The organism is uncultured Plantibacter sp., from assembly GCF_963518075.1.
Classification (GTDB): Bacteria; Actinomycetota; Actinomycetes; order Actinomycetales; family Microbacteriaceae; genus Plantibacter; species Plantibacter flavus_A.
Genome location: NZ_CAUQHZ010000004.1, coordinates 224,930 through 249,803 on the forward strand (window position 1 = coordinate 224,930; position 24,874 = coordinate 249,803).

The 24,874-nt window shown below is 70.2% G+C and carries 21 protein-coding genes; 17 read left to right on the top strand and 4 right to left on the bottom strand.

Annotation, left to right across the window (positions count from 1 at the left end; genetic code table 11):
• Positions 1 to 47 precede the first annotated feature (47 nt).
• Positions 48 to 818: an SDR family NAD(P)-dependent oxidoreductase gene (locus RWN05_RS07815; RefSeq protein WP_079003608.1), complete on the bottom strand. Its 771-nt coding sequence runs from the start codon at positions 816 to 818 to the stop codon at positions 48 to 50.
• Positions 819 to 934: 116 nt separating this feature from the next.
• On the opposite strand from RWN05_RS07815, the gene RWN05_RS07820 reads away from it, so the two are divergent.
• The 9 genes from RWN05_RS07820 to RWN05_RS07860 all read left to right on the top strand — a co-directional run bounded on the left by RWN05_RS07820 (position 935) and on the right by RWN05_RS07860 (position 10,223).
• On the top strand, positions 935 to 1,663 hold the full coding sequence (locus tag RWN05_RS07820; RefSeq protein ID WP_064294924.1) for an SDR family oxidoreductase: 729 nt from the start codon (positions 935 to 937) through the stop codon (positions 1,661 to 1,663).
• The gene (locus RWN05_RS07825) at positions 1,660 to 2,337 is read left to right on the top strand and encodes an FCD domain-containing protein (RefSeq protein ID WP_314139164.1); all 678 of its coding nucleotides are present in this window, start codon (positions 1,660 to 1,662) and stop codon (positions 2,335 to 2,337) included. The genes RWN05_RS07820 and RWN05_RS07825 overlap by 4 nt, the downstream gene beginning before the upstream one ends.
• 240 nt (positions 2,338 to 2,577) lie before the next feature.
• Positions 2,578 to 3,864, top strand: coding sequence for a sugar ABC transporter substrate-binding protein (locus tag RWN05_RS07830; RefSeq protein WP_064294926.1), 1,287 nt, complete (start codon positions 2,578 to 2,580; stop codon positions 3,862 to 3,864).
• Between the two features lie 6 nt (positions 3,865 to 3,870).
• Complete coding sequence (locus tag RWN05_RS07835; protein WP_369808448.1) at positions 3,871 to 4,842, top strand: carbohydrate ABC transporter permease; 972 nt, start codon at positions 3,871 to 3,873, stop codon at positions 4,840 to 4,842.
• An 83-nt stretch (positions 4,843 to 4,925) separates the two neighbouring features.
• On the top strand, positions 4,926 to 5,768 hold the full coding sequence (locus RWN05_RS07840; RefSeq protein WP_064294955.1) for a carbohydrate ABC transporter permease: 843 nt from the start codon (positions 4,926 to 4,928) through the stop codon (positions 5,766 to 5,768).
• Positions 5,765 to 7,429 (top strand): glycoside hydrolase family 3 N-terminal domain-containing protein, encoded by a 1,665-nt coding sequence (locus tag RWN05_RS07845; protein WP_314139166.1) that lies wholly within the window; start codon positions 5,765 to 5,767, stop codon positions 7,427 to 7,429. Before RWN05_RS07840 ends, RWN05_RS07845 begins: the two co-directional genes overlap by 4 nt.
• Positions 7,426 to 8,367 carry a BadF/BadG/BcrA/BcrD ATPase family protein gene (locus RWN05_RS07850; protein WP_314139167.1) on the top strand — a complete coding sequence of 314 codons (942 nt, stop codon included), beginning with the start codon at positions 7,426 to 7,428 and terminating at the stop codon, positions 8,365 to 8,367. Before RWN05_RS07845 ends, RWN05_RS07850 begins: the two co-directional genes overlap by 4 nt.
• Positions 8,351 to 9,364 (top strand): N-acetylmuramic acid 6-phosphate etherase, encoded by a 1,014-nt coding sequence (murQ, locus tag RWN05_RS07855; RefSeq protein ID WP_314139169.1) that lies wholly within the window; start codon positions 8,351 to 8,353, stop codon positions 9,362 to 9,364. Before RWN05_RS07850 ends, murQ begins: the two co-directional genes overlap by 17 nt.
• Entirely contained in the window at positions 9,354 to 10,223 is an 870-nt protein-coding gene (locus RWN05_RS07860; RefSeq protein ID WP_071260469.1) for a MurR/RpiR family transcriptional regulator, read from the top strand. The genes murQ and RWN05_RS07860 overlap by 11 nt, the downstream gene beginning before the upstream one ends.
• 64 nt (positions 10,224 to 10,287) lie before the next feature.
• Here RWN05_RS07860 and RWN05_RS07865 read toward each other — a convergent pair whose 3' ends face one another.
• Both RWN05_RS07865 and RWN05_RS07870 read right to left on the bottom strand, forming a co-directional pair.
• A complete protein-coding gene (locus tag RWN05_RS07865; RefSeq protein WP_314139170.1) occupies positions 10,288 to 11,007 on the bottom strand; it encodes an SDR family NAD(P)-dependent oxidoreductase in 720 nt (239 codons plus the stop codon).
• Positions 11,007 to 11,939 (bottom strand): helix-turn-helix transcriptional regulator, encoded by a 933-nt coding sequence (locus tag RWN05_RS07870; protein ID WP_314139172.1) that lies wholly within the window; start codon positions 11,937 to 11,939, stop codon positions 11,007 to 11,009. The genes RWN05_RS07865 and RWN05_RS07870 overlap by 1 nt, the downstream gene beginning before the upstream one ends.
• 128 nt (positions 11,940 to 12,067) lie before the next feature.
• Between RWN05_RS07870 and RWN05_RS07875 the strand changes: the two genes are divergently transcribed.
• The 5 genes from RWN05_RS07875 to RWN05_RS07895 all read left to right on the top strand — a co-directional run bounded on the left by RWN05_RS07875 (position 12,068) and on the right by RWN05_RS07895 (position 18,796).
• Complete coding sequence (locus RWN05_RS07875) at positions 12,068 to 13,093, top strand: zinc-dependent alcohol dehydrogenase family protein (RefSeq protein WP_314139173.1); 1,026 nt, start codon at positions 12,068 to 12,070, stop codon at positions 13,091 to 13,093.
• A gap of 80 nt (positions 13,094 to 13,173) precedes the next feature.
• Positions 13,174 to 14,316, top strand: coding sequence for an MFS transporter (locus RWN05_RS07880; RefSeq protein WP_314139174.1), 1,143 nt, complete (start codon positions 13,174 to 13,176; stop codon positions 14,314 to 14,316).
• A 54-nt stretch (positions 14,317 to 14,370) separates the two neighbouring features.
• On the top strand, positions 14,371 to 15,351 hold the full coding sequence (locus RWN05_RS07885) for a hypothetical protein (RefSeq protein ID WP_314139175.1): 981 nt from the start codon (positions 14,371 to 14,373) through the stop codon (positions 15,349 to 15,351).
• A 156-nt stretch (positions 15,352 to 15,507) separates the two neighbouring features.
• Positions 15,508 to 17,508 carry an AarF/UbiB family protein gene (locus tag RWN05_RS07890; RefSeq protein ID WP_314139176.1) on the top strand — a complete coding sequence of 667 codons (2,001 nt, stop codon included), beginning with the start codon at positions 15,508 to 15,510 and terminating at the stop codon, positions 17,506 to 17,508.
• A 40-nt stretch (positions 17,509 to 17,548) separates the two neighbouring features.
• Positions 17,549 to 18,796, top strand: a complete 1,248-nt coding sequence (locus tag RWN05_RS07895) for an amino acid permease (RefSeq protein WP_314139177.1) — start codon at positions 17,549 to 17,551, stop codon at positions 18,794 to 18,796.
• Positions 18,797 to 18,884: 88 nt separating this feature from the next.
• Here the strand turns inward: RWN05_RS07895 and RWN05_RS07900 are convergent, their stop codons facing one another.
• Complete coding sequence (locus tag RWN05_RS07900; protein ID WP_064294938.1) at positions 18,885 to 19,535, bottom strand: GntR family transcriptional regulator; 651 nt, start codon at positions 19,533 to 19,535, stop codon at positions 18,885 to 18,887.
• 242 nt (positions 19,536 to 19,777) lie between these two features.
• Here RWN05_RS07900 and RWN05_RS07905 point away from each other — a divergent pair, with 242 nt between their 5' ends.
• The 3 genes from RWN05_RS07905 to RWN05_RS07915 all read left to right on the top strand — a co-directional run.
• A complete protein-coding gene (locus tag RWN05_RS07905; RefSeq protein WP_314139178.1) occupies positions 19,778 to 22,165 on the top strand; it encodes an immunoglobulin-like domain-containing protein in 2,388 nt (795 codons plus the stop codon).
• Between the two features lie 116 nt (positions 22,166 to 22,281).
• Positions 22,282 to 22,947 carry a hypothetical protein gene (locus RWN05_RS07910; protein ID WP_314139179.1) on the top strand — a complete coding sequence of 222 codons (666 nt, stop codon included), beginning with the start codon at positions 22,282 to 22,284 and terminating at the stop codon, positions 22,945 to 22,947.
• A 180-nt stretch (positions 22,948 to 23,127) separates the two neighbouring features.
• The coding region (locus tag RWN05_RS07915) for a leucine-rich repeat domain-containing protein (protein WP_314139180.1) at positions 23,128 to 24,874 on the top strand (1,747 nt) is incomplete at its 3' end.

The following is a 24,874-nucleotide window of genomic DNA, read 5'->3' on the forward strand; positions in this document are numbered from 1 at the left end:
GAATCCGGCCGGTCCACCGCCCGGATCCCGTCGGGTCCGGAGCCTGATCAGACGCGAGCGCGGGCTGGGAACTGGGTCGCGAACTTGCCGCCACTGACGTCGATCAGCGCACCGGTGACGTAGCCCGCCTGGTCGCTCGCGAGGAACCGGACGACGTTCGCGACGTCCTCCGGTTCCTCCCAACGGCGCACCGAGAGTGTGTCGAGGAGTTCGTCCTGCTGCGCCGTCGGGAGCTCGGCGAAACCGTTCATCGCCGTCGGCACCATGCCGGGGGCGTAGGCGTTCACCGTGATGTCCCACGGTCCCAGCTCGCTCGCGAGGACCCTGGTGAGCTGCACCACCGCGGACTTCGACGCCGCGTAGGCCGCGCTGCCGACGCTCGGGATGACCGCGGCGAAGCTCGCGGCGTTGATGATGCGCCCGGAACGCTGTCCCTTCAGATACGGGATGACCGCCTTCGACACCCGGAACACGCCGCCGACGTTGACGTCGAAGCACCTGGTCCACGCGGCGTCGCTCGTCTCCTCGAGCAACGACTGCACGTTGATCCCGGCGTTGTTCACGAGGACGTCGATCCCTCCGAGCTCGGCGGCAGCCGCCGCGACCGCGCGCGACACGGAGTCCTCGGATCGCACGTCACACGTGATGGCGACGAGGCCACCGTGGTGGGTTGCCACGAGCGCGTCGAGGGAGGAGACGTCGAGGTCGAGCACCGCGACGCGGGACCCCTCGGCGAGGAAGGACTCCACGAGGGCGAGCCCGATCCCCCGAGCACCTCCGGTCACGATCACCCGTCGGTCCGTCAGGTCCAGCAGCATCGGTGTCTCCCGTCGTCCGAGCGCAACCCTCGACGCGTCGACCCGGTGCCGACGGCCGCGTACGCACCAGGCGAGTAAAACATACTTATGGTCGCCCGGCTCGCTACACTGGCGCCATGACGGATCGAGTGCTCTGGGTGACGGGTGGCGGCAGCGGTATGGGACAGGCCGTGGCGGTGTCGGCCGCAGAGGCGGGATGGCGCGTCGCCGTGACGGGGCGGCGGCGCGAGGCGCTCCTCGAGACGGTGGAAGCCGTCACCTCCGCCGGCGGTGTGGCCGTCGACGCGGAGGCCGACGCGACGGACCCCGCTTCGCTCGCCCGAGCCCATGAACGCATCGTCGCCGAGCTCGGCCCGGTCGACGACCTCGTCACCGCGGCGGGCCTGAACGCACCTCGGCGCCGGTGGGACGACCAGACGATGACGGAGTTCGCCGCGATCGTCGACACCAACCTCACCTCGGTCGCCCGCACGATCGACCTCGCGCTGCCTACCATCCGCGACGCGCAGGGACGGATCGTCGTCATCTCCTCCTTCGCAGGCTGGCGCTTCTCGACCAAGGGTGGCGTCGCCTACAGTGCGAGCAAGACCGCGCTCGCCTCGCTCTGCGCGACCCTCAACGAGGAGGAGGGACTCCACGGCGTCGGCGCCACCCACCTCTGCCCGGGCGACGTCGACACCCCGTTCCTCTCCATGCGGCCGCAGGTGCCGGACGCGTCGGCGCGCGAGACGATGCTGACGCCCGGGGACATCGGCCGCGCCGTGCGGTTCATCCTCGACGGCCCGCCGCACGTGCGGATCGACGAACTCGTGATCTCCCCCACCCGTCCGTCAGCACGGGCGTGAGTCGCGCACCGGGGACATCGGCCTTCGAACGCACGCTCGACCGGATCGGCACCGACATCGTCGACGGCGGACTGCCCGCCGGCACGGTGTGCACGGTGGACGAGCTGGTCGCCAGGGCGGGGCACTCCCGCTCGGTCGTCCGCGAGGCCACCCGCGTGCTGACCGGCCTCGGGCTCCTCACCAGCAAGGCGCACGTCGGCCACACCGTGCAGCCGTCGTCGAGCTGGGACTGGTTGCAGCCCCGAGTGCTCCGCTGGGCGCTGGCGAGCGGACGACGGGAGTCCACCCTCCTCGCGATCCGCGAGCTCCGTACGGCGACCGAGCCGGAGTCGGCACGGCTCGCGGCCGAGCGACGCAGCGACGTCGACGCCCGTGAGCTCGGCGAGACGAGCGAGGCACTCCGCGCGGCGGCGGCTCGCCAGGATCCGATCGCGTTCCTCGAGGCCGACCTCCTGCTGCATCGCCTCATCCGACGGGCGGCGGGGAACCCGATCCTCGACCGGGTCGGCGACGCCGTCGACGAGGCCCTCCGGGATCGTGTGGACCAGCTGCCCGGCGACGGCATCGACCACCACGACGCGGCGTTGCACACGGACCTCGCGTCGGCGATCGAGGCGCAGGACGGCGAGCGGGCCGCCGCGACGATGCGCGTGATCATCCTCCGCACGGCCTGACGACGGCGGTGGCCGACCGCCATCCACACACACGGTTCTCGCAGCTTCGCGAAACACGTCCGTCACGCAGGTAACGACCGTGTTGCAGTGCTGGAAAATATTTGCAAGCTTCCTGTACTTATTGAATACTGTTTCCACACCCACTGAAAACAGCAGGGATCGACCGCGGTTTCCCGGTCATCACGGATCCCGGGCCAACGACGGCCCGGACTCCCGATCCCAGAATCGAGGAGCAGCACCATGCGCAAGCGCACCCTTCCGCTGGCCGTCCTCGCCACCGCGGCACTCGGCCTCACCGCCTGTGCCGGTGGCGGTTCCGGCTCAGGCGACGTCTCGGCAGACGGCCAGACGCTCACCGTCTGGATCATGCAGGGCACCAACCCAGACTCCGAGGCCTTCTTCAAGGAGGTCGGCTCGGCCTTCAAGAAGGAGACCGGCGCCACCCTCAAGGTCGAGTACGTGCAGTGGGCCGACGCCCACGACCGCTTCGTGACGTCGATCGCCGGGAACACCACCCCCGACGTCGCCGAGACGGGCACTACCTGGACGGCCGAGTTCGCCGATGCCGGCGCCCTCGCCCCCATCGGCGACTACGTCGACAAGGCCGGCCTGAAGGACGACCTCGTCAAGGGCCTCGCCGACTCCGGCACCTACGACGGCGAGCTCTACGGCATGCCGTGGTACGCCGGCGTCCGCTCGATCGTCTACCGCACCGACGTCTTCGAGGAGCTCGGCCTCAAGGCGCCGACCACCTGGCAGGAGATCATCGACGCCGGCACCGCGATCAAGGCCGCCAAGCCCGACATGATCCCGTTCCCCGTCCCCGGTGACGCCGAGTTCACGGCGTACCCCTGGGTCTGGGGCGCCGGCGGCGAGGTCTCCGAGCTCGACGGCGACACCTGGAAGTCGGGTCTCGCGAGCGACGACTCGCGCAAGGGCATCCAGTTCTGGACCGACCTGGCCACCAAGTACGACCTCTCCTCCTCGGGTGCCACCACCTGGAAGGAGACCGACGTCCTCGACAACTTCGTGCAGGACAAGGTCGCCATGGCGATCATGGGCTCCTGGACCCCTGCGACGATCGTCCAGAAGAACCCGGAGCTCGAGGGCAAGTTCGCCGCCATCCCGATCCCGGGTGAAGACGGCGGCATGTCGCCCTCCGTGCTCGGCGGTTCGCACCTCAGCATGTTCAACACCTCGAAGAACAAGGACCTCGCGTTCCAGTTCATCGAGATGATGACCACCGGCAAGTTCGCCTCCGAGTGGGCCGAGCAGACCGGGTACTTCCCCGGCCAGACCTCGCTCCTCAGCGACTCGACCGAGAGCGACGACCCGCTGGTGAAGCCCTTCGCCGAGCAGTTCGTCGACGGCGGCGCTTCCCTCCCCGTGACCCCGAAGTTCGGTGCGGTGCAGGCGAAGAAGACCACCAACGCGATGATCCAGGCCATCCTCTCCGGGAGCAAGTCGGTCGACCAGGCGACGACCGACGCCGCCAAGGAGATGGACGACATCATGAACGGCAAGTAGCCGATCGTGTCGACCCTCACCCCGCCCACGGTCACCCGCGAAGCCCCCGCTTCGCGGGTGGCCGGGGGCCCCTCCCCCAAGCGGCTGCGCCTCCTGATGCGCACCCGCCCCTGGCTGCTGCTCACGCCGGCGCTCCTCATCCTCGCCGTGCTCCTCCTCTGGCCGCTCATCCGCGTCGTCCTGTTCTCCCTGCAGGACTACGGCCTGCGCGAGATCGTCAGCGGCGACACCAACTTCAACGGCGGCGCGAACTACGCCGAGGTCTTCGCCGACCCGACCCTCTGGACCGTCGTCCTCCCGAACACCGTCCTCTTCGCCGCCGCGGCCGTCATCGGTACCGTCGTCCTGGGCACCCTCGTCGCCCTCCTCATGGCGAACCTCGGCTCCTTCTGGCGCACCATCGTCGGCAGCGCCATCATGGTCGCCTGGGCGATGCCCGCCGTCACCGGCACCTACGTCTGGGTCTGGATCTTCGACGCCGACCGCGGCATCGTCAACCAGACGCTCATGGGGCTCGGGCTCATGGACGAGCCCTTCAACTGGTTCACGAACCAGTTCACGTTCTACGGCATCGCGCTGCTGAACGTGATCCACCACGGCTTCCCCTTCGTGGCCATCACCGTCCTCGCCGGCCTGCTCGGCGTGTCCAAGGAGATGCTGGAAGCCGCCGAGATGGACGGGGCGGGCGCGTTCCGTCGCTTCTTCCAGATCACCTTCCCATCGCTGCGTCAGGTGTTCTCGGTCGTGATCATCCTGTCGACCATCTGGGACTTCAAGGTGTTCGCGCAGATCTACCTCATGCCGGGTGGTTCCGGCTCGAACCGCGAGGTGTTGAACCTCGGCGTGTGGTCGTACGTGGAGTCCTTCGGACAGAACCGCTACGGCTTCGGCTCCGCGATCGCGGTGCTGTTGACGCTCGTCCTGCTCGGCATCACGATCGTCTACATCCGCGCCCTCATGAAGGAGGACGAACTGTGACCACCCAGGCTCCGGCCCCCACCGCAGACCGTCGACAGGCTCAGAAGCCGGGCATCGACCGGTCCGCCACGCCGCAGGTCCCGATGCACCGGAAGGCGAGCGGTCGGAAGATCCGCTCGAACACCGTCAAGGCGATCCTCGTCACCCTGCTGCTCGTCTTCACGCTGTTCCCGGCGTACTGGATGCTGTCGAGCGCGTTCGACGCACAGGCGTCGAGCGGCGGCCAGTCGTTCTTCCCGAAGGAACTGTCGCTCACGAACTTCCAGTCGGTCCTGACCGACGGCGGCTTCGGCGTCTTCCTCCGCAACTCCGCGATCGTGGCAGCCGCCACCGTGCTCATCTCGGCGGCCGTCGCGCTCCTCGCCTCGGTCGCGGTCGCCCGCTTCCGGTTCAAGTTCCGCACCGCGGTGCTGCTCATGATCCTCGTCGTGCAGATGGTGCCGCTCGAGGCGCTCGTGATCCCGCTGTTCGTGCAGATCCGCGACCTGCAGCTGCTCAACACCCTGCTCGGGCTCATCATCGTGTACGTCGCGCTCGCGCTGCCGTTCGGCATCTGGATGCTCCGCGGCTTCGTCGCGGCGGTGCCGGTGGAGCTCGAAGAGGCGGCCTTCCTCGACGGTGCCAGCTGGTGGCGCATGTTCCGCTCGATCATGCTCCCACTCGTGGCCCCGGGCCTCGTCGCGACGAGCGTGTTCAGCTTCATCACGGCCTGGAACGAGTTCATCTTCGCGATGACCTTGCTCGGCGGCTCGACGGAGAACTACACGGTCGCCATCGGCCTCAAACAGTTCTTCGGCCTGAACTCCAACGACTGGGGTTCGGTCATGGCGGCGTCGACCATCATCACGATCCCGGTCATGATCTTCTTCATCCTCGTGCAGCGCCGCCTCTCCGGCGGACTGGTGTCCGGAGCGGTGAAGGGATGATCGACCCAGACGTCGCGCGGCTCGTCCGGGGCGTCCTCTGGCCGGGGTTCCTCGGCCGGACCGCCCCGGATTGGCTGCTGCGCGAACTGGACGGCGGCCTCGCGGGCGTCGTGTACTTCGGGCAGAACCTCTCCTCGGACCCGGCGGAGGTCGCGGCGCTGTCGGCCGAACTCCGCGTCCACCGGCCCGAGGTCCTCATCGGCGTCGACGAGGAGGGCGGCAACGTCTCCCGCCTCGAGGCGCAGACGGGTTCCACCCTGCCCGGGCATGCGCAGCTCGGTGCACTCGACGATGTCGAGACGACGCGCGCGGTGGGTTCGGCACTCGCCGAGCGGCTCCACGCGGCCGGGGCGAACGTCGCACTCGCGCCCGTCGCCGACGTGAACACCAACCCCGCGAACCCGGTCATCGGGGTGCGCTCGTTCGGACCCACCGCCGACCTCGTCTCCCGCCACGTCGCCGCGATGGTCGACGGATTGCAGACCGGCGGGGTCGCCGCGTGCGTCAAGCACTACCCCGGACACGGCGACACGGCGAGCGACTCGCACCTGGATCTGCCCCGCATCGACCTGGACCTGGCGGAGCTCGAAGCCGAGCATCTGCCACCGTTCGACGCGGCGATCGCCGCCGGCGTCGCGAGTGTCATGACCGCCCACATCGTCGTCCCGGCGTTCGGTGACGCCCCGGCGACACTCAACCCGATCCCCCTCCGCCGGCTGCGCGAGAGCGGCTTCGACGGTGTCATCATCTCCGATGCACTCGACATGGCGGCCATCCGTTCCACCACCGGCTCCGGACGCGGGGCGGTCCTCGCCCTCCAGGCCGGTGTCGATCTGCTCTGCATCGGCAACCCGTCCAACCTCGGGCCGAAGCAGGGCGCGACGACCGACGAGGACGACTACCTCGAGGTGTTCGAGGCGGTCTGCGCCGCGGTGGCCGACGGTGAGCTCGATCGAACGATCGTCGAGCGCGCGGCCGCCCGGGTGGCGTGGCTCGCACGGTCCGTCAGCCCTTCGACAGGCTCAGGGACCGGGGAGTCGGTCCCCGAGGAGTCCCCGGTCCCCGAGCGGTCCACGCTCCCCGAGCAGTCCACGGTCCCCGAGCGGTCCACGCTCCCTGAGCTTGTCGAAGGGCCCTTCTCCGACGCCATCCGCCGGGTCGTGCGCGTCCGGGGCGACGTCGCCATCGCAGCGTCGGCGATCACCCTCGTCGACCTCCGCGACCGACCGACCTTCGCCGTCGCCTCGGCCCACGATCCGTTCGCCGAATCGCTCGCCGAACGGTTCGCCGTCGCCCGGCTCGCTGCCGGCCCGAGCCTCCGGACACCGGATCCGCATGCCGAGGCGCCCGCCTCCGATGAGCTGGCCCTCCTCCTCGAGACGATCCCCGCCGACGACGGCGTCGTCCTCCTCGCAGACCGCCTCGGCCGCGACACCCCGCAGCGGCTCGCGGTGGACCGTGTCGCGCTGGTCCGGCCGGACGCCGTCGTCGTGAGCGTCGGACTGCCGCTCACCGAGGACGCCGTCCTCCCCCTGCCGGTGATCGACACGCTCGCAGCCTCCCGGGCGTCCGCCGACCGGGTCACCGAACTCCTGTCCGCGGCCTCCGCCGCGGCGCCGACGCACCACCTGCACGACCAGCACCACCGGAACGGATCATGAACCACCTCGCAGCGCCCGTCCTCGCCATCGATCTCGGGAAGACCTCCTGCCGCGCCCGCATCACGAGCGGATCCGGCGACGGCCTGATCGTCCTCGCGGAGGCCCGCGGCCACGGGGCACCGGGCCTCGCCGACCACGAGGGCGCGGAGCTGTCGGCCCGCGCAGTCCTCGAAACGGTCGCGCACCTTCCCGCAGACCTCCTCGCCGAGGTGGAGCACGTCGGGATCGGCGCCGCCGGGGTGGAGGCGGCACCGCACGAGGTCGCCGCGTTCACCGCCGAACTGCGTCTGGCGCTCGGTGCGACGATCGCCGTCGTGAACGACGCCCTCGCGGCCCACGCCGGTGCGTTCGCCGGTGGTCCCGGCACGGTGCTCATCGCCGGCACCGGCTCCGTCGTGTTCGACGTCGACGCCGACGGCTCCGTGGAGCAGATCGACGGTTGGGGTCCCTGGCTCGGAGACGAGGGCAGCGGTCGGTGGATCGGGCAGCAGGGCCTCGAGGCGTGCATGCGTGCCTTCGACGGCCGCGGCCCCGCCACCACCTTGCTCGCCGACGCCGAGGCGCTCATCGGCTCGATCCCCGCGCTCCCCCGCTGGGTCTCGAGCACCGGAGCACCGGCCCGCCAACTCGGCACCTTCGCGCCCACGGTCATCACCCGAGCCGAGGAGGGCGACGCGGTCGCCGCGGACATCGTCGACGCCGCCTGCGCCCATCTCGCCGTGAGCGCCGCCGCTGCCCGCACGGGTGCCGTGTGCGTCGTCGGCGGGATCGCCTCCCACCCCTACGTCGCCGCACATCTCGCGACGGCCCTGCACGAGGTCGGCGTCGACCTCGTCGCACCCCGCGGTGACGCACTCGACGGAGCCAGACTCGTCGCACTCGACACCGCGATCTCCTACGACGGAAGGGTCGTGCGCGACGATGTCCACGCAGCCTGAGGACGCTTCGTCCGCCCACCGTTCGACAGGCTCAGGGACCGGCGAACGCGACACCATCCGCGCGGAGCTCGCCACGCTCTCGACGGAGCAGGTGAACGAACGACACCCCGACCTCGACGCCCTCTCCACCCGGGAACTCGTCACCGCGATGAACGAGGACAACCGTTCCGTCCCCGACGCCATCGCGGCAGTGGAACCCGAGATCGCCGAGGCCGTCGAAGCGATCGTCGAGCGCCTCCGCCGGGGCGGACGACTCGTCTACCTGGGCGCCGGGACCGCCGGACGGATGGGCATCCTCGATGCGAGTGAGGCGCCACCCACGTTCGGGACCGACCCCGGCCTCATCGTCGGACTCATCGCGGGTGGTCCGGGCGCCATCCAGCAGGCGGTGGAGAACGCCGAGGACCGCGACGACCTCGGACGGGCGGATCTGGAGTCGCTGTCGATCACCGCGGACGACGCCGTCGTGGGGGTCTCCGCGTCCGGCCGCACGCCCTACGTCCTGGGCGCCCTCGAGTACGCGCGCTCGATCGGTGCGATCACGATCGGCCTGTCGTGCAACGCCGGCTCGCCGCTCGCCCGGGACGCGGACATCGGCATCGAGGCGGTCGTCGGTCCGGAGCTCCTCACGGGATCGACCCGGCTGAAGGCGGGGACGGCACAGAAGCTCGTGCTCAACATGCTGTCGACGATCACGATGGTGCGGCTCGGGAAGACGTACCGGAACCTCATGGTCGACCTCCTCACCACGAACGAGAAGCTGCGGGCGCGGGCGGAACGCACGGTCATGTTGGCGACCGACGTCGACGCCGCCACGGCCGCGAAGACGCTCGCATCCGTGGACGGCTGGGTGAAGGCCGCTATCCTCGTCCTCGTGACCGGCATCGCCGCAGACGAAGCCGTCGCCCGCCTCCGTGGCGGCGACGGCTCCCTCAGCGCGGCCATCGCAGCGCACGCCGTCGAAGACCCGACGGGGGCCGCACCGGATGTCCACTGACGCGCTGCTCGTGCTCCGCCAGGCGATCCCTCGTCTGAGCGCCGCCGAGACGCGCGTCGCCGAGACCATCATCGGCACCCCCTCGCTCGTCGTCGAGCTGACCATCACCGAACTCGCGAAGGCGTGCGGCACCTCCCAGGCGACCGTCGCGCGGTTCTGCCAGACCATCGGGTACACCGGCTACCGGGAGTTCCGGGTCGCCGTCGCGACCTCCACGAGTCGCGAGCAGGCGGAGCGTGACCGGTTCGAGGTCGACGACGCCGACATCGACCCGGACGACTCGGTCGAGACGGTCGTCGCGAAGGTCGCCTACCAGGAGGTGCAGGCGATCGAGCTCACCGCCCGCTCACTCGACCGCGACGCCCTGGACGCGGTCGTCGACGCCCTCCTCGTCGCCCCACGGATCGACGTCATCGGTTTCGGGTCCTCGAACCTCACGGCGCAGGACCTCCACCAGAAGCTCTACCGGATCGGCATGCCGGCCAACACCTTCGTCGACGCCCACCTCGCACTGCCCTCGGCCGCCCTCCTCGGGCCCGGTGGGGTCGCCATCGGCATCTCGCACTCCGGGCTCACGGTCGAGACCGAGCAGGCGATGCAGCTCGCACGGGCCGCCGGCGCGACGACCGTGTGCATCACGAACTTCCCCGACTCCCCCATCGCCGGCCGGTGCGACCTCGTCCTCGCGACGCAGGCGAGGGAGAGCCGTTACCGTTCGGGTGCGATGTCGTCGCGCATCGCCCAGCTCGCGCTCGTCGACCTGCTCTTCATCCGTGTCGCCCAACGTCGTTACGACGCCGCGGCCGAGTCCCTCCGCGTCACCTACGAGTCGATCCAGGACCACCGCATCGACACTTGAATCCGGCCGGCGAGAGCGCACACGATGCTCTCGAATCCGCCCCGGGAGTGCGTCTCCTGCGCTCTCAGGAGAGCGACACGCCTGTGTGCTCGGCGAGCGCGAGCAGCAGCTCGTCCTGGAACGCCTCGTCTCGGACCGCGCGGTGCGGCTCCTCGCGTCGCTGGTGGTGCCAGTATCCGGAGGTGTCGGCGCCGCGCCCTTCGGCGAGCGCCACCTGGGTCCGGTGCCCGAGTTCCAGATCGTCGGGCGCGTTCGGCCCGCCCATCCGTGTCGGCACCCACCCCGGGTCGACCGCGTTGCTGAACACCCCGGGACGCACTCGCGCGATGGCCGCCGCGAGGACGGTCACGAGGAGTTTGCTGTCGGAGTAGCTCGCCGTCCTCGTGGAACCCGACCAGTCGAGGCCGTCGAGCGTCGCGGTACCGCCGCGATGCATGCTGCTGCTGAGGAACACGAGTCGCCGCGCGGGGACGAGGGCGGTGAGCAGGTAGGGCGCGACCACGTTGACCGGCAGGACGGCCGTTCCGTCGAGGACGCCGGCGTTGTGGATGATCGCGTCCACGGGACCGGCTGCGGCGACCTGCTCCGCGAGCTCATGGACGCCGTCGAGGGTGGTGAGGTCACCGGTGACGAGGTGCGCGGAGGGCTCGTCGAGCAGCCGGACACCGTCGGCGCGGGCGAGGCTCCGTGCGTGGACGAGCACCTCGTGCCCGTGGTCGACCAGCTCGGTCGCGGCGCCGAGCCCCAGGCCGACGGCGGCACCGGTCACCAGGATGCGCGGCATCAGCGACCCCCTGCCTGTCCGGCCTCGCTGGTGTCGGGCTCGTTCGTGACCGCCGTGTCGTCACGCTGCGCAGCCTGCCGCTGGGACGCCGCCCAGTTCGCGAGCAACTGCAGTCGCTCGGCGGATGGCGAGCCGGGCTCCGCCGTGTAGACGAGCACGACGTGACCGGGGTCGGCCGTGATCGCGAGCTCCTCGTAGGCGAAGGTCATCTCGCCGACGATCGGGTGGTTGAACCGCTTCGTGCCCGTGCCGTGCGTGCGCACGTTGTGCGCTCCCCAGAGCGTGCGGAAGGCGTCGCTCCGGGTCGACAGCTCACCGACGAGGTCGTGCAGTCCTTTGTCGTGCGGGTCCCGGCCGGCCTCGGCACGCATGACCGACACGCACATCTCGGCGAAGACGTCCCAGTCGGGGTAGAAGTCACGGGAGGCCGGGTCGAGGAACTGGAACCGCGCGAGATTCGGGGTGCGCCCGCCGTCGCCGATGACCGGTGAGTAGAACGCGCGCCCGAGCTCGTTGGTCGCGAGGAGGTCCTGGTGGGTGTTGCGGACGAAGGCGATGCCGTCGGTGATCGCATCGAGCATCCAGTGCAGGCTCGGCCGGGTCGCGGGGTTCTTGGCCACCCGGCGACGCGGTCGACCGGAGAGTGGGACGCCGTCGGCCGCGCGGGCGAGGTCGAACAAGTGGGTGCGTTCCGCCTCGTCGAGCTGGAGCGCCCGGGCGATGGCGTCGAGGACGGTCGAGGACGCTCCGGCGATGGCTCCGCGCTCCAGCTTCGCGTAGTACTCGACACTGACCCCGGCGAGCGCCGCCACCTCGGAACGCCGCAGCCCGGTCACCCGACGGTTGGGGCCCGCGGTGAGGCCGGCGAGTTCCGGGGTCAGCCGTGCCCGACGCGTCATGAGGAACTCGCGTACGTCTGCTCGATCGTCCATGCCTCCGACGATACGTCCTCGGCGCGAGCAGACAGGTGCCCTCTCGGTACACCTCTCAGGCGGGACTCCCTCCCGCGTCGCGCGGGGCGTTGACTGGTCGCCTGCACCACCCGACAGAAGGAGCACACATGCGCGCAGTCGTCATGCACTCGCCCGGCGACGTCCGGGTCGAGGACCGTCCGGACCCCACCGTCATCGACCCGACCGACGCCGTCATCCGGCTCACGGCGACCTGCATCTGCGGGTCCGACCTGTGGCCGTACCGCGGGGTCGAGCCCGTCGACCACACGAACATGGGGCACGAGTACGTGGGTGTCGTCGAGCAGGTCGGCGAGGACGTTCGGACGATCGCCGTCGGCGACTTCGTGGTGGGTTCCTTCGTGACCTCCGACAACACCTGTGAGATCTGTCAGGCGGGGTACCAGTCGAAGTGCGTGCACGCCGAGTTCGTGTCGGTCGCCGCCGGCACGCAGGCGCAGCTCGCCCGTATCCCCCACGCCGACGGCACGCTCGTGGCGACGCCGGGGCAGCCGGACGCGGAGCTCATCCCCTCGCTGCTCGCCGCGTCCGACGTACTCGGGACGGGCTGGTTCGCCGCTGTCGCCGCCGAGGTGGGGCCGGGGAAGACGGTCGCGGTCGTCGGTGACGGGGCCGTCGGACTCATGGGCGTCCTCGCGGCCCGGGAGCTCGGGGCGGAACGCATCATCGCGATGTCCCGTCACGCCGACCGGCAGGCGCTCGCCCGCGAGTTCGGCGCGACCGACATCGTCGAGGAGCGTGGTGCGGCGGGCGTCGCACGGATCACGGAGCTGACCGGCGGTCTCGGCGCGCACAGCGTCATCGAGGCGGTCGGCACCGAGGAATCCATGCTGCAGGCGATCCGCTCCACCCGCGGGGGCGGCCACGTCGGCTTCGTCGGCGTCGCCCACGAGGGTGTCTCGCTGCCGCTCGACGAGCTCTTCTTCGCCGAGGTGCACCTCCACGGTGGGCCGGCGCCGGTGCGACGGTTCCTCCCCGAGCTCATCCGGATGATCTGGGAGCGGAGGATCGACCCGGGGAAGGTCTTCGACCTCACGCTGCCGCTCGAGGACGCCGCCGAGGGCTACCGGGCCATGGACGAGCGTCGTGCGATCAAGGTGCTGCTGACACTGTGAACCCCGCGGAACCGATCACCTCGACCCCGGGCGCTCCGGCCGGGGCGTCGCCTCTCCCGACAGCCGGGGCGCCCACCCGGATGCCCTGGTTCGCGCTCGCGGCCCTCGCCGCCATGGGGTTCGTCCTCGTGGCCTCGGAGACGATGCCGGCAGGGCTCCTCCCCGTCATCGCCCGAGGTCTCGAGACGAGCGAGGGCCTGATCGGTCAGTTCATCAGTGTGTGGGCGCTCGGGACCGTCATCGTCACGATCCCGGCGCTCGCCATCACCCGTGGGCTGCGTCGCAAGCCGCTCCTCCTCGGCGCGATCGTCGGGCTCATCCTCGCGAACACCGTGACCGCGGTCGCCGGGGACGTCGTCGTCGCGCTGGTGTCGCGGTTCGTCGCCGGTGCGTTCTGCGGGGTGATCTGGGGCATGCTCGCCGCCTATGGGCGTCGCATCAGCCCGGCCGACCGTGGAGGCCTCGCACTGTCGATCGTGTCCGTCGGAGCGCCTGCCGGGCTGGCGCTCGGGACACCGCTCGGCGCCTGGCTGGGCACCGCGTTCGACTGGCGCTGGGCGTTCGGAGGACTCACGGCGCTCGCGCTCGTCGTGCTCGTGTCCATCGCGGTGGTGGTGCCCGACGCGCCCGGACAGCCTCGCTCGGCACGGCTCCCGCTTCGACGGGTGCTCGTCCTACCGGGTGTCGCTGTCGTCCTCGCGGTGATCGTCGTCTGGATGCTGGCGCACAACACGGTCTACACCTACATCTCGCCGTTCCTTCGGTCCTCGGGCACGGGACTCGGAGCCGATCTCGTGCTGCTGGTCTACGGCGTCGCGTCCATCGCGGGCATCGGTCTCACGGCGGCGCTCATCGACCGGGCTCCTCGCGCGCTGCTCCACGCGAGCGTCGCGGTGTTCGTCGTGGCGGGCTTGCTGCTCCTGATCGGCCACGCATCGATCGTCGCCGTCCTCGTCGCGACGGTCCTGTGGGGGCTGGCGTTCGGTGGCTCCTCGGCCCAGCTGCAGTCGGCGCTCACCCGATCGGGACGCGAGCACTCGGACGTCGCGAACTCCTTCCTGCCCGTCGCGTTCAACCTCGCGATCTTCGCGGGTGGTGTCCTCGGGGCGCTCCTCCTCGGCACCTTCGACGGCCTGATCCTCCCGGTGGTCATGATCGCCCTCGGACTCGCTGCGCTACTGCTCACGATCGCGGGACGCCGGTCGGCCTTCGCCGCGGGGTGACGACGAGGCCGAGCCGGCGGCGGTGGTCGCGTGAGACCATCGGGCATGGCTTCCATGGATGATGCACCACGGATCGGGGACCTCGAGGTCGACGGCGACGCACTCACCGGCGACGGCACGACACTCTCGGCGCTGGCGGACGAACTGGCCTGTGGCGTAGACGACGCCACCACCGCTGAGGCCCCGTCGGATGGTTGGCGGGTGCTCCGCCGGTTGGAGAGCGGTGCGGTGTATCTCGGTTCGCCGGTCGATGCGGACCACCGGACCTGGCGCCTGGCACAGGTGCATGAGGGAGAGCGGCCTCCGGTGGTGCGCGTGCACCCGGACACCTTGGACGTGCGACCGAGCCGAGCGGAGCGCCGACAGGGATTGGTGCTGCGATGGCCGCGGTTCATCGCGGAGCTGGCCGACCCGAGCGAGCTCGTCATCGACATCGTCAACGCGGGCACCACCAGATGGACGCCCACCGACGAGGGGTTCTTTGCCATCGGCGCACTCACCACTCCAGGCGAGACCGGGTTCTCCTTCGGATGGATGGGTTCCGCGGCGGGCCGCGCCGTCCCGCTCGACCCCGGGGAGTACAACCGCGTCCCGGTGCAGCTGCAACTGCAGTCCGACCCGTCGTCATTGCGGCCCGGCCCCTACGATCTGCACGTCGTGGTCGTCGAACTCGGCCTGCGCCTCGCCGAGCCGCTGCGGGTCGAGCTGACTGCAGAGATGGTGGCGCGTCAGGTCGCCAAGCAGAACCGTCACCGGGCCGACCCCGCGAGCGAGCGCCGAGCCTTCGAACGACAGATCGAAGCAGAGCAGCTGCGAGTCGGCGCCCGCCGGTCCTGGCCCGAGATCGCCGAGGTGGTCGGGAGCGCGGTGTCGGACGACGAGGCGTTGGAGCGCATCGCAGCCGTCCTGGACTGTGAGCCGGAGCAAGCGGCGTCCGTGTACGACTCCTCACTGCGTGCGATGGTCAGGGCGGACGCCGACCGACGTGACGAGCAACTGCAGGAACTCATCCGCCGTCGCGACGCCGTCGGGTGACGCCCCCCCGAGAGTGCAGAAGATGCCCGCTCAGGCCGCGTTTGAGAGCGTCTTGTGCGCTCTCGGTGAGCGCATCAGCGCTCGCGCTCGCTCAGCCGGGCCGGATACGCTGGCGAGCGGGGCGAGACGACCGCTCGACCGACGAGGGGATGCCGGATGCTGACTGACGCACTCACCATCGTGCTGGCGGTCGTGTCGGCGCTGCTCCTCGGGTTCGCCGCCCGACGGGTGCTCGACGCCCCGGTGGGTTGGCCACGCAGCATCCTGGTCGGGCTCGTCGTGTTCGTCACCGGCCCACCGTTCGTGAACTGGCTGCTGCAACAGACCGGCCTGGTCCAGCCCGGTGAGGCCGGGGACGCTCGGGCGGCCTTCGCGGCGATCGCCGTCGCCCTCCTCGCGATCGGCTGGATCTTCGCCCTCGGGCTCGGTGTCCTCGTCGCCATCGAGGTCATCATCCCGACCCGGCCGCTGATGAACCCGATCGACGTCGTCCGCTCCGCGATCAAACGACGGCGACGGACGAGGCGATACCTGCAGATCCTCGCCATCGCATCCCGACACGGCGCGGGCTGGCTCGTGCACGGCCGATCCCGCGTCCAGCTCGAACTCACCACGAGCGAGCAGCGTGCCAACGCGATCATCGCCACGATCAACGACTCCGGCGTCACCTTCGTGAAGCTCGGACAGGTGCTCTCCACGAGACGGGACCTCGTGCCCGAGCCGTACCTCAGTGCCCTCGCGTCGCTGCAGTCCGAGGCGACCACCCTCCCCTGGCACGAGGTCCAGGTCGTCATCGAGACCGAGCTCGGCGCACCGATCGACACCGTGTTCGCGTCGATCGACTCCGAACCGCTCGCGGCCGCGTCCGTCGCCCAGGTGCACACCGCCGAGCTGCTCGACGGCACCCCCGTGGTCGTGAAGGTCCAGCGACCGGCGGCCCGCGTGCAGGTCGAGGCAGACGCCGACATCGTCGTCCGCCTCGCCGAGCGCGCCGAGACGCACACCAAGTTCGGGCAGGACCTCCGCCTCGCCTCCGTCGCGCGGGCCTTCACCTCGACGCTGCTCGAAGAACTCGACTACCGGATCGAAGCCCGCAACGTGGAGATGATCCGCAGCACCTTGAAGCGTCGCGATGAGCGCGACGAAGGCGTCCGGATCACGGTCCCACGCGTCTATCCGGCGGCCTCCGGCGCCCGCCTGCTCACCATGGACCTCGTCGACGGGCTACCGCTCAGTCGAGCGCGGGACCGCATCGCGACCATCCCCAAAGAGGAACGCGAGACCCTCGCGACCGGCCTCATGGAGGTCGTGCTCGAACAGATCCTCGTGCACGGCGTCTTCCACGCCGACCTCCACCCGGGCAACGTCATCCTCCGCGAGGACGGATCGCTCGGGCTGATCGACTTCGGGGCCGTCGGCGTCATCGAGCGCAGCCAGCGGCAGCGACTCACCGCGGTGATGCTCGCGACCGTCAGCGAGGACGACATCGCGGCGACCGACGCCCTCCTCCTCATCGTCGACCTGCCCGAGGACGCCGACCTCGACGCCCTGCGCCACGACGTGGGCATCGTGATCACGACGGAACGTCACCGCCCGGGTGGCGACGGCTCGATCTTCAGCCGACTCCTCGACGTCATCCGGCAGCACCACATCGCGCTCCCCGGCGACCTCGCCGCCGCGTTCCGCAGCTTCGCGACCCTCGAAGGGTGCCTCAAAGCGCTCGACCCCGACTTCGACATGTTCGAACAGGCCCTCCCGATGGTCCCGCGCCTGCTCCGCCGCTCGCAGTCCATTCGGCAGACGGCGGTCACCCTGCAGGCGCAGGCCGCCGTCACCGCCGCCTTGGCCCGCAACCTCCCGCGCCGACTCGATTCGCTGCTGTCCGGCCTCGAAGACGGGACGGTCGGCGTGACGCTGAAGGGCTTCGCCGATGAACCGGCGAAGGGGCTCGTGGAGGGTGTGACCGCGGAGATCGTGGGAACCCTGATCTCGATCGCCGCCCTCGTGATCGCCGTGGTCCTCGTCGTCACCGGTGCCGGCCCGGTCCTCCCCGGCGGCCTCCGGGTGTTCGACCTGATCGCGGCGTTCATCGGGTTCCTCGGCTTCCTGGGGCTGTTGCGCGTGCTGCGGCAGACCGTCGTCCGCCGAGGTCGGTGACCGGACCCCGCTGTTCACCTGACGGCACTACCGTGATCGGGTGAGCGATCCCCGACTGCAGCGACGCCTGGGCACGAGCGCCGCGGTGTTCATCGGCCTGGGGTCGATGATGGGCGCCGGCGTCTTCGCGGTGTTCCAACCGGCGGCGGAGGTCGCCGGCGCCGGACTCCTCATCGGGCTCATGATCGCCGCGGTCGTCGCCTGCTGCAACGCGATGTCCTCCGCGCAACTCGCCGCACAACTCCCCTCGGCCGGCGGCACCTACCTGTACGGCCGCGAACTCATCGGGCCGTGGTGGGGCTTCGCCGCCGGATGGAGCTTCGTGGTGGGCAAGACGGCGAGCGCCGCAGCCATGGCGGTCGCCTTCGCCGCGTACGCTGCACCGGCCGAGTGGAGTCGTCCGGTCGCCGCGTTCGCGGTCGCCCTCGTGGTCGTGACCAACTGCCTCGGGGTCACCCGCACCGCGACCGCGACCCGGGTGATCGTGGTGGCCGTCCTCCTGGTCCTCGCCGTGGTCGTCGACTCAGGCCTCGTCGGACCGGACGCCGGTTCGACGGGGCTCGCGTCGCTCGGGTTCGACGCCGGCCCGCTCGCCGTGCTGCAGTCCGCCGGGTTGCTGTTCTTCGCTTTCGCCGGGTACGCGCGGATCGCGACCCTCGGCGAGGAGGTCCGCGACCCGGCCAAGACGATCCCGCGCGCCATCGGGATCGCGTTCGCCGTCGCGGTGATCGTCTACGCGGCCGTCGCGGTCGTGTCGCTGCTCACGCTCGGCGCAGACGGTCTCGCGTCCAGTGCGCGCCCCTTGGCCGCGGTGGTGGAGACGAACGGGTGGCCGTGGGCTGCGACGCTGGTGCGACTCGGTGCGGCGGCGGCCTGTCTGGGGGCGCTCCTCGCCGTGTTCGCAGGCATCGGACGGACCGCCTTCGCGATGGCGAGGACTGGCGACCTGCCCCGGGTGCTCGACGCGGTGCACCCGCGCTTCGCGACCCCCTACCGGGCGGAGCTCCTCGTCGGTGCGGTCGTCGTCGTCCTCGTCCTGCTCATCGACCTCCGGAGCGCGATCGGGTTCTCCTCGTTCGGCGTGCTGCTCTACTACGTGGTCGCCAACGTCGCGGCGTTCCGCCAGACGCGCGAGCACCGACGGTACCCTCGCGCGGTCAGTGTGTTCGGTGCCGTCGGTTGCGTCGTCCTCATGTTCACGCTGCCGCCGACGTCGGTGCTCGTGGGCGGCGGCGTCGTCCTCGTCGGGTTCGCCGGGCGGGCGTTGGCACTTCGGCAGGCTCAGTGACCGGAATTCGGCTCAGTGACCGGATGCTGGTCCCTGCCCTTCGACAAGCTCAGGATCCGCCTGTCGAAGGGTGGCCGACGGAAGGGGACTACAGCTGCGTGGAGAGGCGGAAGATGTTCTCGACCGCCAGTTCGGCGGCGATCGCGTCACCGGCCTCGACCGCCTCACGGAGCTCCGGATAGCCCTGCTCCTTGGCCGCCCAGTCCGTGTTCTCCTCGGTGCGGGTCGCGGAGGACCGGTAGGTGAGGCCGTCGATGATGTCCTTCGTCGCCGCGACGAGCGTGGCGTTCGGGCACGCGGCGATGAACGCGTCGAAGAGCTCCCAGCTGAGTCGCCCGTGCTCGGCCATGTCTCGCTGCTCGACGACCACGATCACCTGGTTGATCGCGCGGACGAGCGCCTTCTTCTGCGTCGCGCCGAGACCGGGCACCGTGACGCGGACGACACCGCCGAGCATCGCGCCCAGCGTCTGCATGACCTCGGTGCGCTGTGCCGGGTCGGGCAGGGCGACGCGGGTGTACCGCTGTGCGGCCATCTCGATGAGGCCGACGCGGGCGAGGTCGTTGAGGGCCTCGCGGATCGGCGTGCGGGAAATCCCGAGCCAGGACTGGAGTTCGCCGTCGTTGAGGTGCTCACCGGGCTCGAGGGTGCCGTCGAAGATGGCCGTGCGGATGCGTTCGACCGCGACCTCGCGAAGTGACCGACGCTCGACGGGCGGGTTGGCTGAGGGCACGGGCATGCGGGGTCTCCTTCGTCGGCGAATGCTATGCCATCAGCGTACCGAATATCAGCGGATCCACCCGGGGTTGACGGCAGAGTCGACGACACCTGACGGGCGGGGTCACCGCGCGGTCACCGCAGGGTCGCCCGCCCGCAACCGCGCATTCATCCGATCTCCGTACCGTGATCGGCTGCCGAGCGTTGCGATTCGCTCGGCGGTGCGGGCGATGCCTGCACCTCGGAAGAACACTGGAGATCTGCGTGAACGACATCACCGGCGCGACTGACACGCGCCACCGCTCGCGACACCGCGCGACGCGACTCGCCGGCGGCACCCTCGGAGCGCTCGTGCTCCTCGTGGGCGTCGGCACCACCGCCGCCGCACCGGCGCAGGCGGCCTCGTACCCCGACACCTTCCTCGACACCGCGTCGACCGTCTGGAGCTACTCCGACGACGCGAGCGACCCGGCCGCCGGTTCCGCCGATCGCCTGGTCTGGACGCAGGGCGGCTTCGACGACAGCGCATGGAAGACCGCGAACGGCAGCTTCGGCGCGAAGAACGGTCGCGCGACCGGCATCGGCCCGTACACCGCGAAGACCCTGCTCAACCAGTACATCGACGGCAGCGCGGCACCCGATGTGCCGACGTATCACTTCCGTTCGGACTTCGAGTTGACCGGTGAGCAGCTCGACGGACTCGACAGCCTCCAAGGCAGCATCGTGTACGACGACGCCGTGCAGGTCTTCGTGAACGGCATCAAGGTCGCCGGCTTCGTCGACGAGCAGGTCGAGGCGGCGCCGGAGGCGTCACGCAACCAGATGTACGCCGGCGCCAGCAACGGCGATCCGCTCACCTCCACGTTCACCGTCCCGGCGAGCGCACTCGTCGCCGGCGAGAACACCGTCGCGGTCGCGCTCCACCAGGATCGGGCCACGAGCTCGGACATCTACTTCGACCTGACCTCACTCGCCCCGGTCGCAGCCGACGAACCCGTGTCGATCTCCGACGTCGTCCTCACGATCGGCGCCGATGAGAGCGAACGCGGCATCACCTGGTACAGCGACCGCGATGTCGCCCAGGTCGCTCAGGTCGCACCGGCGTCCGCGATGACCGGTGACGCCTTCCCCGAGGCGTCGGCGGTGAACGTGCCGGGTGTCGGCGGCGTCACGACGAGTGGTGAGTTCAACCGCTTCGCGACGATCACGGGACTCGCCGAGAGTACCGGTTACGTCTACCGGGTCGGCAGTGACGACAACGGCTGGTCGGAGGTCTCGGCGTTCACGACCAAGTCCTTCTCCGGCGACTACGACTTCCTCTTCGTCGGGGATCCGCAGATCGGAGCCTCCGGGAACGTGGCGAACGACCAGGCCGGCTGGGCCGACACCCTGGACGTCGCACAGGCCGCCTACCCCGATGCGGAACTGCTGTTCTCAGCGGGTGACCAGGTCGAGCGCGCCGGCAACGAGGACCACTACAACGCCTTCCTCGCCCCCGAGCAGCTCCGCACCATGCCGCTCGTACCCGTCAACGGCAACCACGACGTCGGCTCGAAGGCCTACGAGCAGCACTACAACGTGCCGAACCTGGACCCCACCGCCGGCGCGGCGACCTCCGGTACCTCCTCGGGCGGCGACTACTGGTTCTCCTACAAGGACGTCCTGTTCATGGTGATCAATTCGAACAGCAGCGACTACGACTCGCACGCCGCGTTCCTCGAGCAGGTCGTCGCCGAGCAGGGTGCGTCCGCGAAGTGGAAGGTGCTCGCGTTCCACCACTCGATCTACTCGGTGGCGGCGCACACGAACGACACGCAGATCGTGGACATGCGGGCGAAGCTGCCGTCGATCATCTCCGACCTCGGCGTCGACCTCGTCCTCCAGGGACACGACCACAGCTACACGCGCAGCTACCTCATCAAGGACGGCGAGCTCGCGAACCCGGACGAGACCGCCGCACAGGGCACCGTCACCGCGGGCCCAGGCGAGGTCCTCTACGTCACCGCAAACTCCGCGAGCGGGTCGAAGTACTACGACGTCAAGGCGCCCGACGCCTGGTTCGCCTCGGTCATCAACCAGGAGTACACGCGCAACTACTCGAACATCCGGGTGACCGACGACTCCATCACGATCACGACGCTCCGGAGCGAGGCCAACCCTGCCGCCCGGGCGGCGGTGAACAGCGTCGTGGACGAGGTGACCCTGCAGCGCGAGGACACCGTCGCGCCGCAACTCGTGCTGCCTGAGACCGAGACCACGGTGGAACAGGGTGCTGCGTTCGATGCGCTCGCCGGCGTCACGGCGACGGATACGCGCGACGGCGACCTGACCGCGGCGATCACCGTCTCAGGATCGGTCGACACGATGACGCCGGGCACCTACGCCCTGAGCTACGCGGTGTCCGACGCCGCCGGCAACACGGCGACGGCAAGCCGCTCGGTCACGGTCACCGCCGCCCCCGCCGTTCCCGGCACACCGGGCGCCGGCAGCGGGACGGGTCCAGGTTCCCCGACGCCGGTCGCGTCCGGCTCCGACCCGCTCGCGAACACGGGCGCGGAGATCGGCGGGATCGTCGCGATCGCGTTCATGCTCCTGTTGGGCGGCGCGCTGACGCTGCTGCAGCGTCGGGCCCGCGCGCGTCGCGAGGGCTGACCTCTGGCGGGTGCCCCGTCGTCCATGGTCGTCCGCGACCCGACGGCGGGGCACCTCTGCTTCCGCGTCCGGCCCCGGTCGGTCATCTCGTCATCGCCTGCACGATCGGATCCCACATGTCGTCCACCCGCACGCGCCCATCGCGCGTCGCCCGCTTCCACTCCGCAGCCGTCTTCGCGCTCGCACTCGCACTGACCGGGTGCTCCGGAACCGGTGGAACCGACGGGGTCCTGACGGCGCCGACCGGTCGGACCGACGCTGCGCCGTCGGTGCCGGGCGCGACGAGCACGCCCGAGCCCGCCTCATGGGCCGACGCCGTCGCACCGGAGGGGTTCACGGTCGCCGTCGTGACCGCAGTGCCCCAGGGCACCGACCCCGAGATCGACGCCGCGGTGGACGCCATCGGCGCGCGAACCGGCGCGGCCGTCAGCAGGACGGTGGTGCCTCCCGGTGGCGCCGACACGGGAGATCCCCTCACGGACGTGCTCGCCGGCTCCCCCGACCTCGTGGTCGTGCTCGGCCTGGAGCTGCTCGACGTCGCCGACCGCTCCTCGGCGTCCAATCTCGGGCAGCAGTTCCTCATCATCGGCGCACAATTGCCGGAGCCGACGGCGAACGTCACCGCGGTGGTCTGGCCGGGTGCGACCGCGCGACGTGCCGACGAGCCACGCGCGGTGCCGAACGGCTTGCCAGGGGTCGCCGCACATGCGGGCGACGCGCTCCAGGCGGGCCTCGCGGCACTGAGCGCCGACACGGCGGGCGGGGTGCTCGTCCTTTCGTGAGCCAAAGTGGCCGTGGAGGGTGGCGCCCCTCGTGATACGAGAAACTCGATCTGAACATATCCTGCATATCAGACTGATATACTGATCCTTCATCGTGAGCTGAGCTCCGTTCGCCGGAAGTCCGTCCGCGCCGTGGCGAGAGCCATGGTCTTCGACCAGCTCCCCCATCGAAGGAATCTCATGACCCCTCCCTCACTCGTCCAACCCGACCCAGGCGTCGGTGCCGCTCCGCCGCGGAGACGGGCACCCGTACTCCGCTCCATCGCCGCGCTGGCGATCGGCGCCGTCGCGGCGATCGCCAATGCCACGCCAGCGCACGCCGCAGACGTCACGTTCGCCGATGGCAACCTCAACTACTGTGTCCAACAGGCGCTCGGGCTCCCATCCGGGACGCCCATCTCCGAGGAGCAGGCTGCGACGGTGACCACGCTCCGCTGCGGCACGACCGTCCAGTCGCTTGTCGGCATCGAGTCACTCACCAACCTCACGTCACTCTCGCTCACCCGTGCGCCGCTCTCCGCCGGCGTCGAGCCGCTCGCGTCCCTCGCATCGCTCACGAGCCTGTCGCTCACCGGGACATCGAGTCTCGACCTGTCGGTCATCGCCGGGATGACACAGCTCACATCGCTCAACATCCAGTCCTCGCCACTGACCGAGCTGTCGCCGCTCGCCTCGATGGTGAACCTCACGAGCCTCGGACTCAACGATGTGGGGGCCAGCGATCTGAGCCCACTCAGCGGTCTCTCCGGCTTGGAGGCCCTCTCCGTCAAGGGCAACCGGCTGACCACGCTGGCGCCGCTGTCGACACTCACCGCGCTGCACTCGCTCGAGGCGGCGTCCAACCAGATCTCCGACGTCTCGCCGGTGGCGAGCTTGACGAGGCTGCAGCACCTGAACCTGCTCTCCAACCAGATCGAGGACGTCACGCCGATCCAAGGCCTCACGAACCTCCGCACCCTGAACCTGCAACTCAACCGCGTGTCCGACGCCGGCCCGTTGAGCACCCTGACGAGGTTGACCTCCCTGGCGCTCGACGACAACCGGATCACCGACCTCTCGCCCTTCATCCCGCTCACCGCGCTCCAGGTGCTCACGATCAACGACAACCTGATCGAGGACGTCACACCGCTCCGCGAACTGGTCCACATCGAGACCCTCGAGTTGTCCGGGAACCACATCTCCTCCATCGCACCGCTCGCCGGCCTGGTCGCGACGAACTACGTCCGCCTGGACCGCCAGGTGATCGCGCTCCCCGAGATCGCCGTCGGCGCACCACAGGAGAACCCGATCCGGTCGCTCGACGGAACCCCGGCGCCCGTCACCTCGGCCACCGCGCAGTACGACTCAGCGAGCAACACCTGGACGTTCGCAGCGGTCGGCAACAACTCCCTCGCATGGACGGTCCGCGACCTCGGCATCGGCTCGTACTCCGCGTTCTCGGGGCGGATCACCCAGCGCTCGATCGCGACGGTCGGGTCGCTCGAACTCGAGCAGTCCATGGCGCTCGAGGAGACCGGCACCCACCCCGCCCCCGGCGACACGGTGACGCACACGTACACCCTCCGGAACACGGGCACGGCGACGGTCTCCGACGTCTCGATCACCGACACCACTCCCGGCCTCTCCGGATTCAGCTTCGACTGGCCCGCGGCCGAGCGTGTCCTCGCGCCGGGACAGGTCGCGACGGCGACGGCGACGAGCACGCTGACGCAGACCGACATCGATGCCATGCGCCTCGACAGCTCCGCCACCGCCACCGGAGCCGCGGCAACCTCACCGGTGGTCTCGAACGAAGCGGCAGCCACCCTCCCGATCGACGGACTGAACGAGATCAGCGTGACCATCACGGCGGACACCACGTCCGTCGGCGAACCGGCGGCGGTCGGCGACCCCATCGGCTACGCCATCATCGCGGCGAACACCGGCA

Coding starts and splice junctions, on each gene's coding strand:
- RWN05_RS07815 (WP_079003608.1), bottom strand. CDS start 818: ATGCTGCTGGACCTGACGGACCGACGGGTGATCGTGACCGGAGGTGCT.
- RWN05_RS07820 (WP_064294924.1), top strand. CDS start 935: ATGACGGATCGAGTGCTCTGGGTGACGGGTGGCGGCAGCGGTATGGGA.
- RWN05_RS07830 (WP_064294926.1), top strand. CDS start 2,578: ATGCGCAAGCGCACCCTTCCGCTGGCCGTCCTCGCCACCGCGGCACTC.
- RWN05_RS07840 (WP_064294955.1), top strand. CDS start 4,926: ATGCACCGGAAGGCGAGCGGTCGGAAGATCCGCTCGAACACCGTCAAG.
- RWN05_RS07845 (WP_314139166.1), top strand. CDS start 5,765: ATGATCGACCCAGACGTCGCGCGGCTCGTCCGGGGCGTCCTCTGGCCG.
- RWN05_RS07850 (WP_314139167.1), top strand. CDS start 7,426: ATGAACCACCTCGCAGCGCCCGTCCTCGCCATCGATCTCGGGAAGACC.
- murQ (WP_314139169.1), top strand. CDS start 8,351: ATGTCCACGCAGCCTGAGGACGCTTCGTCCGCCCACCGTTCGACAGGC.
- RWN05_RS07860 (WP_071260469.1), top strand. CDS start 9,354: ATGTCCACTGACGCGCTGCTCGTGCTCCGCCAGGCGATCCCTCGTCTG.
- RWN05_RS07865 (WP_314139170.1), bottom strand. CDS start 11,007: ATGCCGCGCATCCTGGTGACCGGTGCCGCCGTCGGCCTGGGGCTCGGC.
- RWN05_RS07870 (WP_314139172.1), bottom strand. CDS start 11,939: ATGGACGATCGAGCAGACGTACGCGAGTTCCTCATGACGCGTCGGGCA.
- RWN05_RS07875 (WP_314139173.1), top strand. CDS start 12,068: ATGCGCGCAGTCGTCATGCACTCGCCCGGCGACGTCCGGGTCGAGGAC.
- RWN05_RS07880 (WP_314139174.1), top strand. CDS start 13,174: ATGCCCTGGTTCGCGCTCGCGGCCCTCGCCGCCATGGGGTTCGTCCTC.
- RWN05_RS07885 (WP_314139175.1), top strand. CDS start 14,371: ATGGATGATGCACCACGGATCGGGGACCTCGAGGTCGACGGCGACGCA.
- RWN05_RS07890 (WP_314139176.1), top strand. CDS start 15,508: ATGCTGACTGACGCACTCACCATCGTGCTGGCGGTCGTGTCGGCGCTG.
- RWN05_RS07900 (WP_064294938.1), bottom strand. CDS start 19,535: ATGCCCGTGCCCTCAGCCAACCCGCCCGTCGAGCGTCGGTCACTTCGC.
- RWN05_RS07910 (WP_314139179.1), top strand. CDS start 22,282: ATGTCGTCCACCCGCACGCGCCCATCGCGCGTCGCCCGCTTCCACTCC.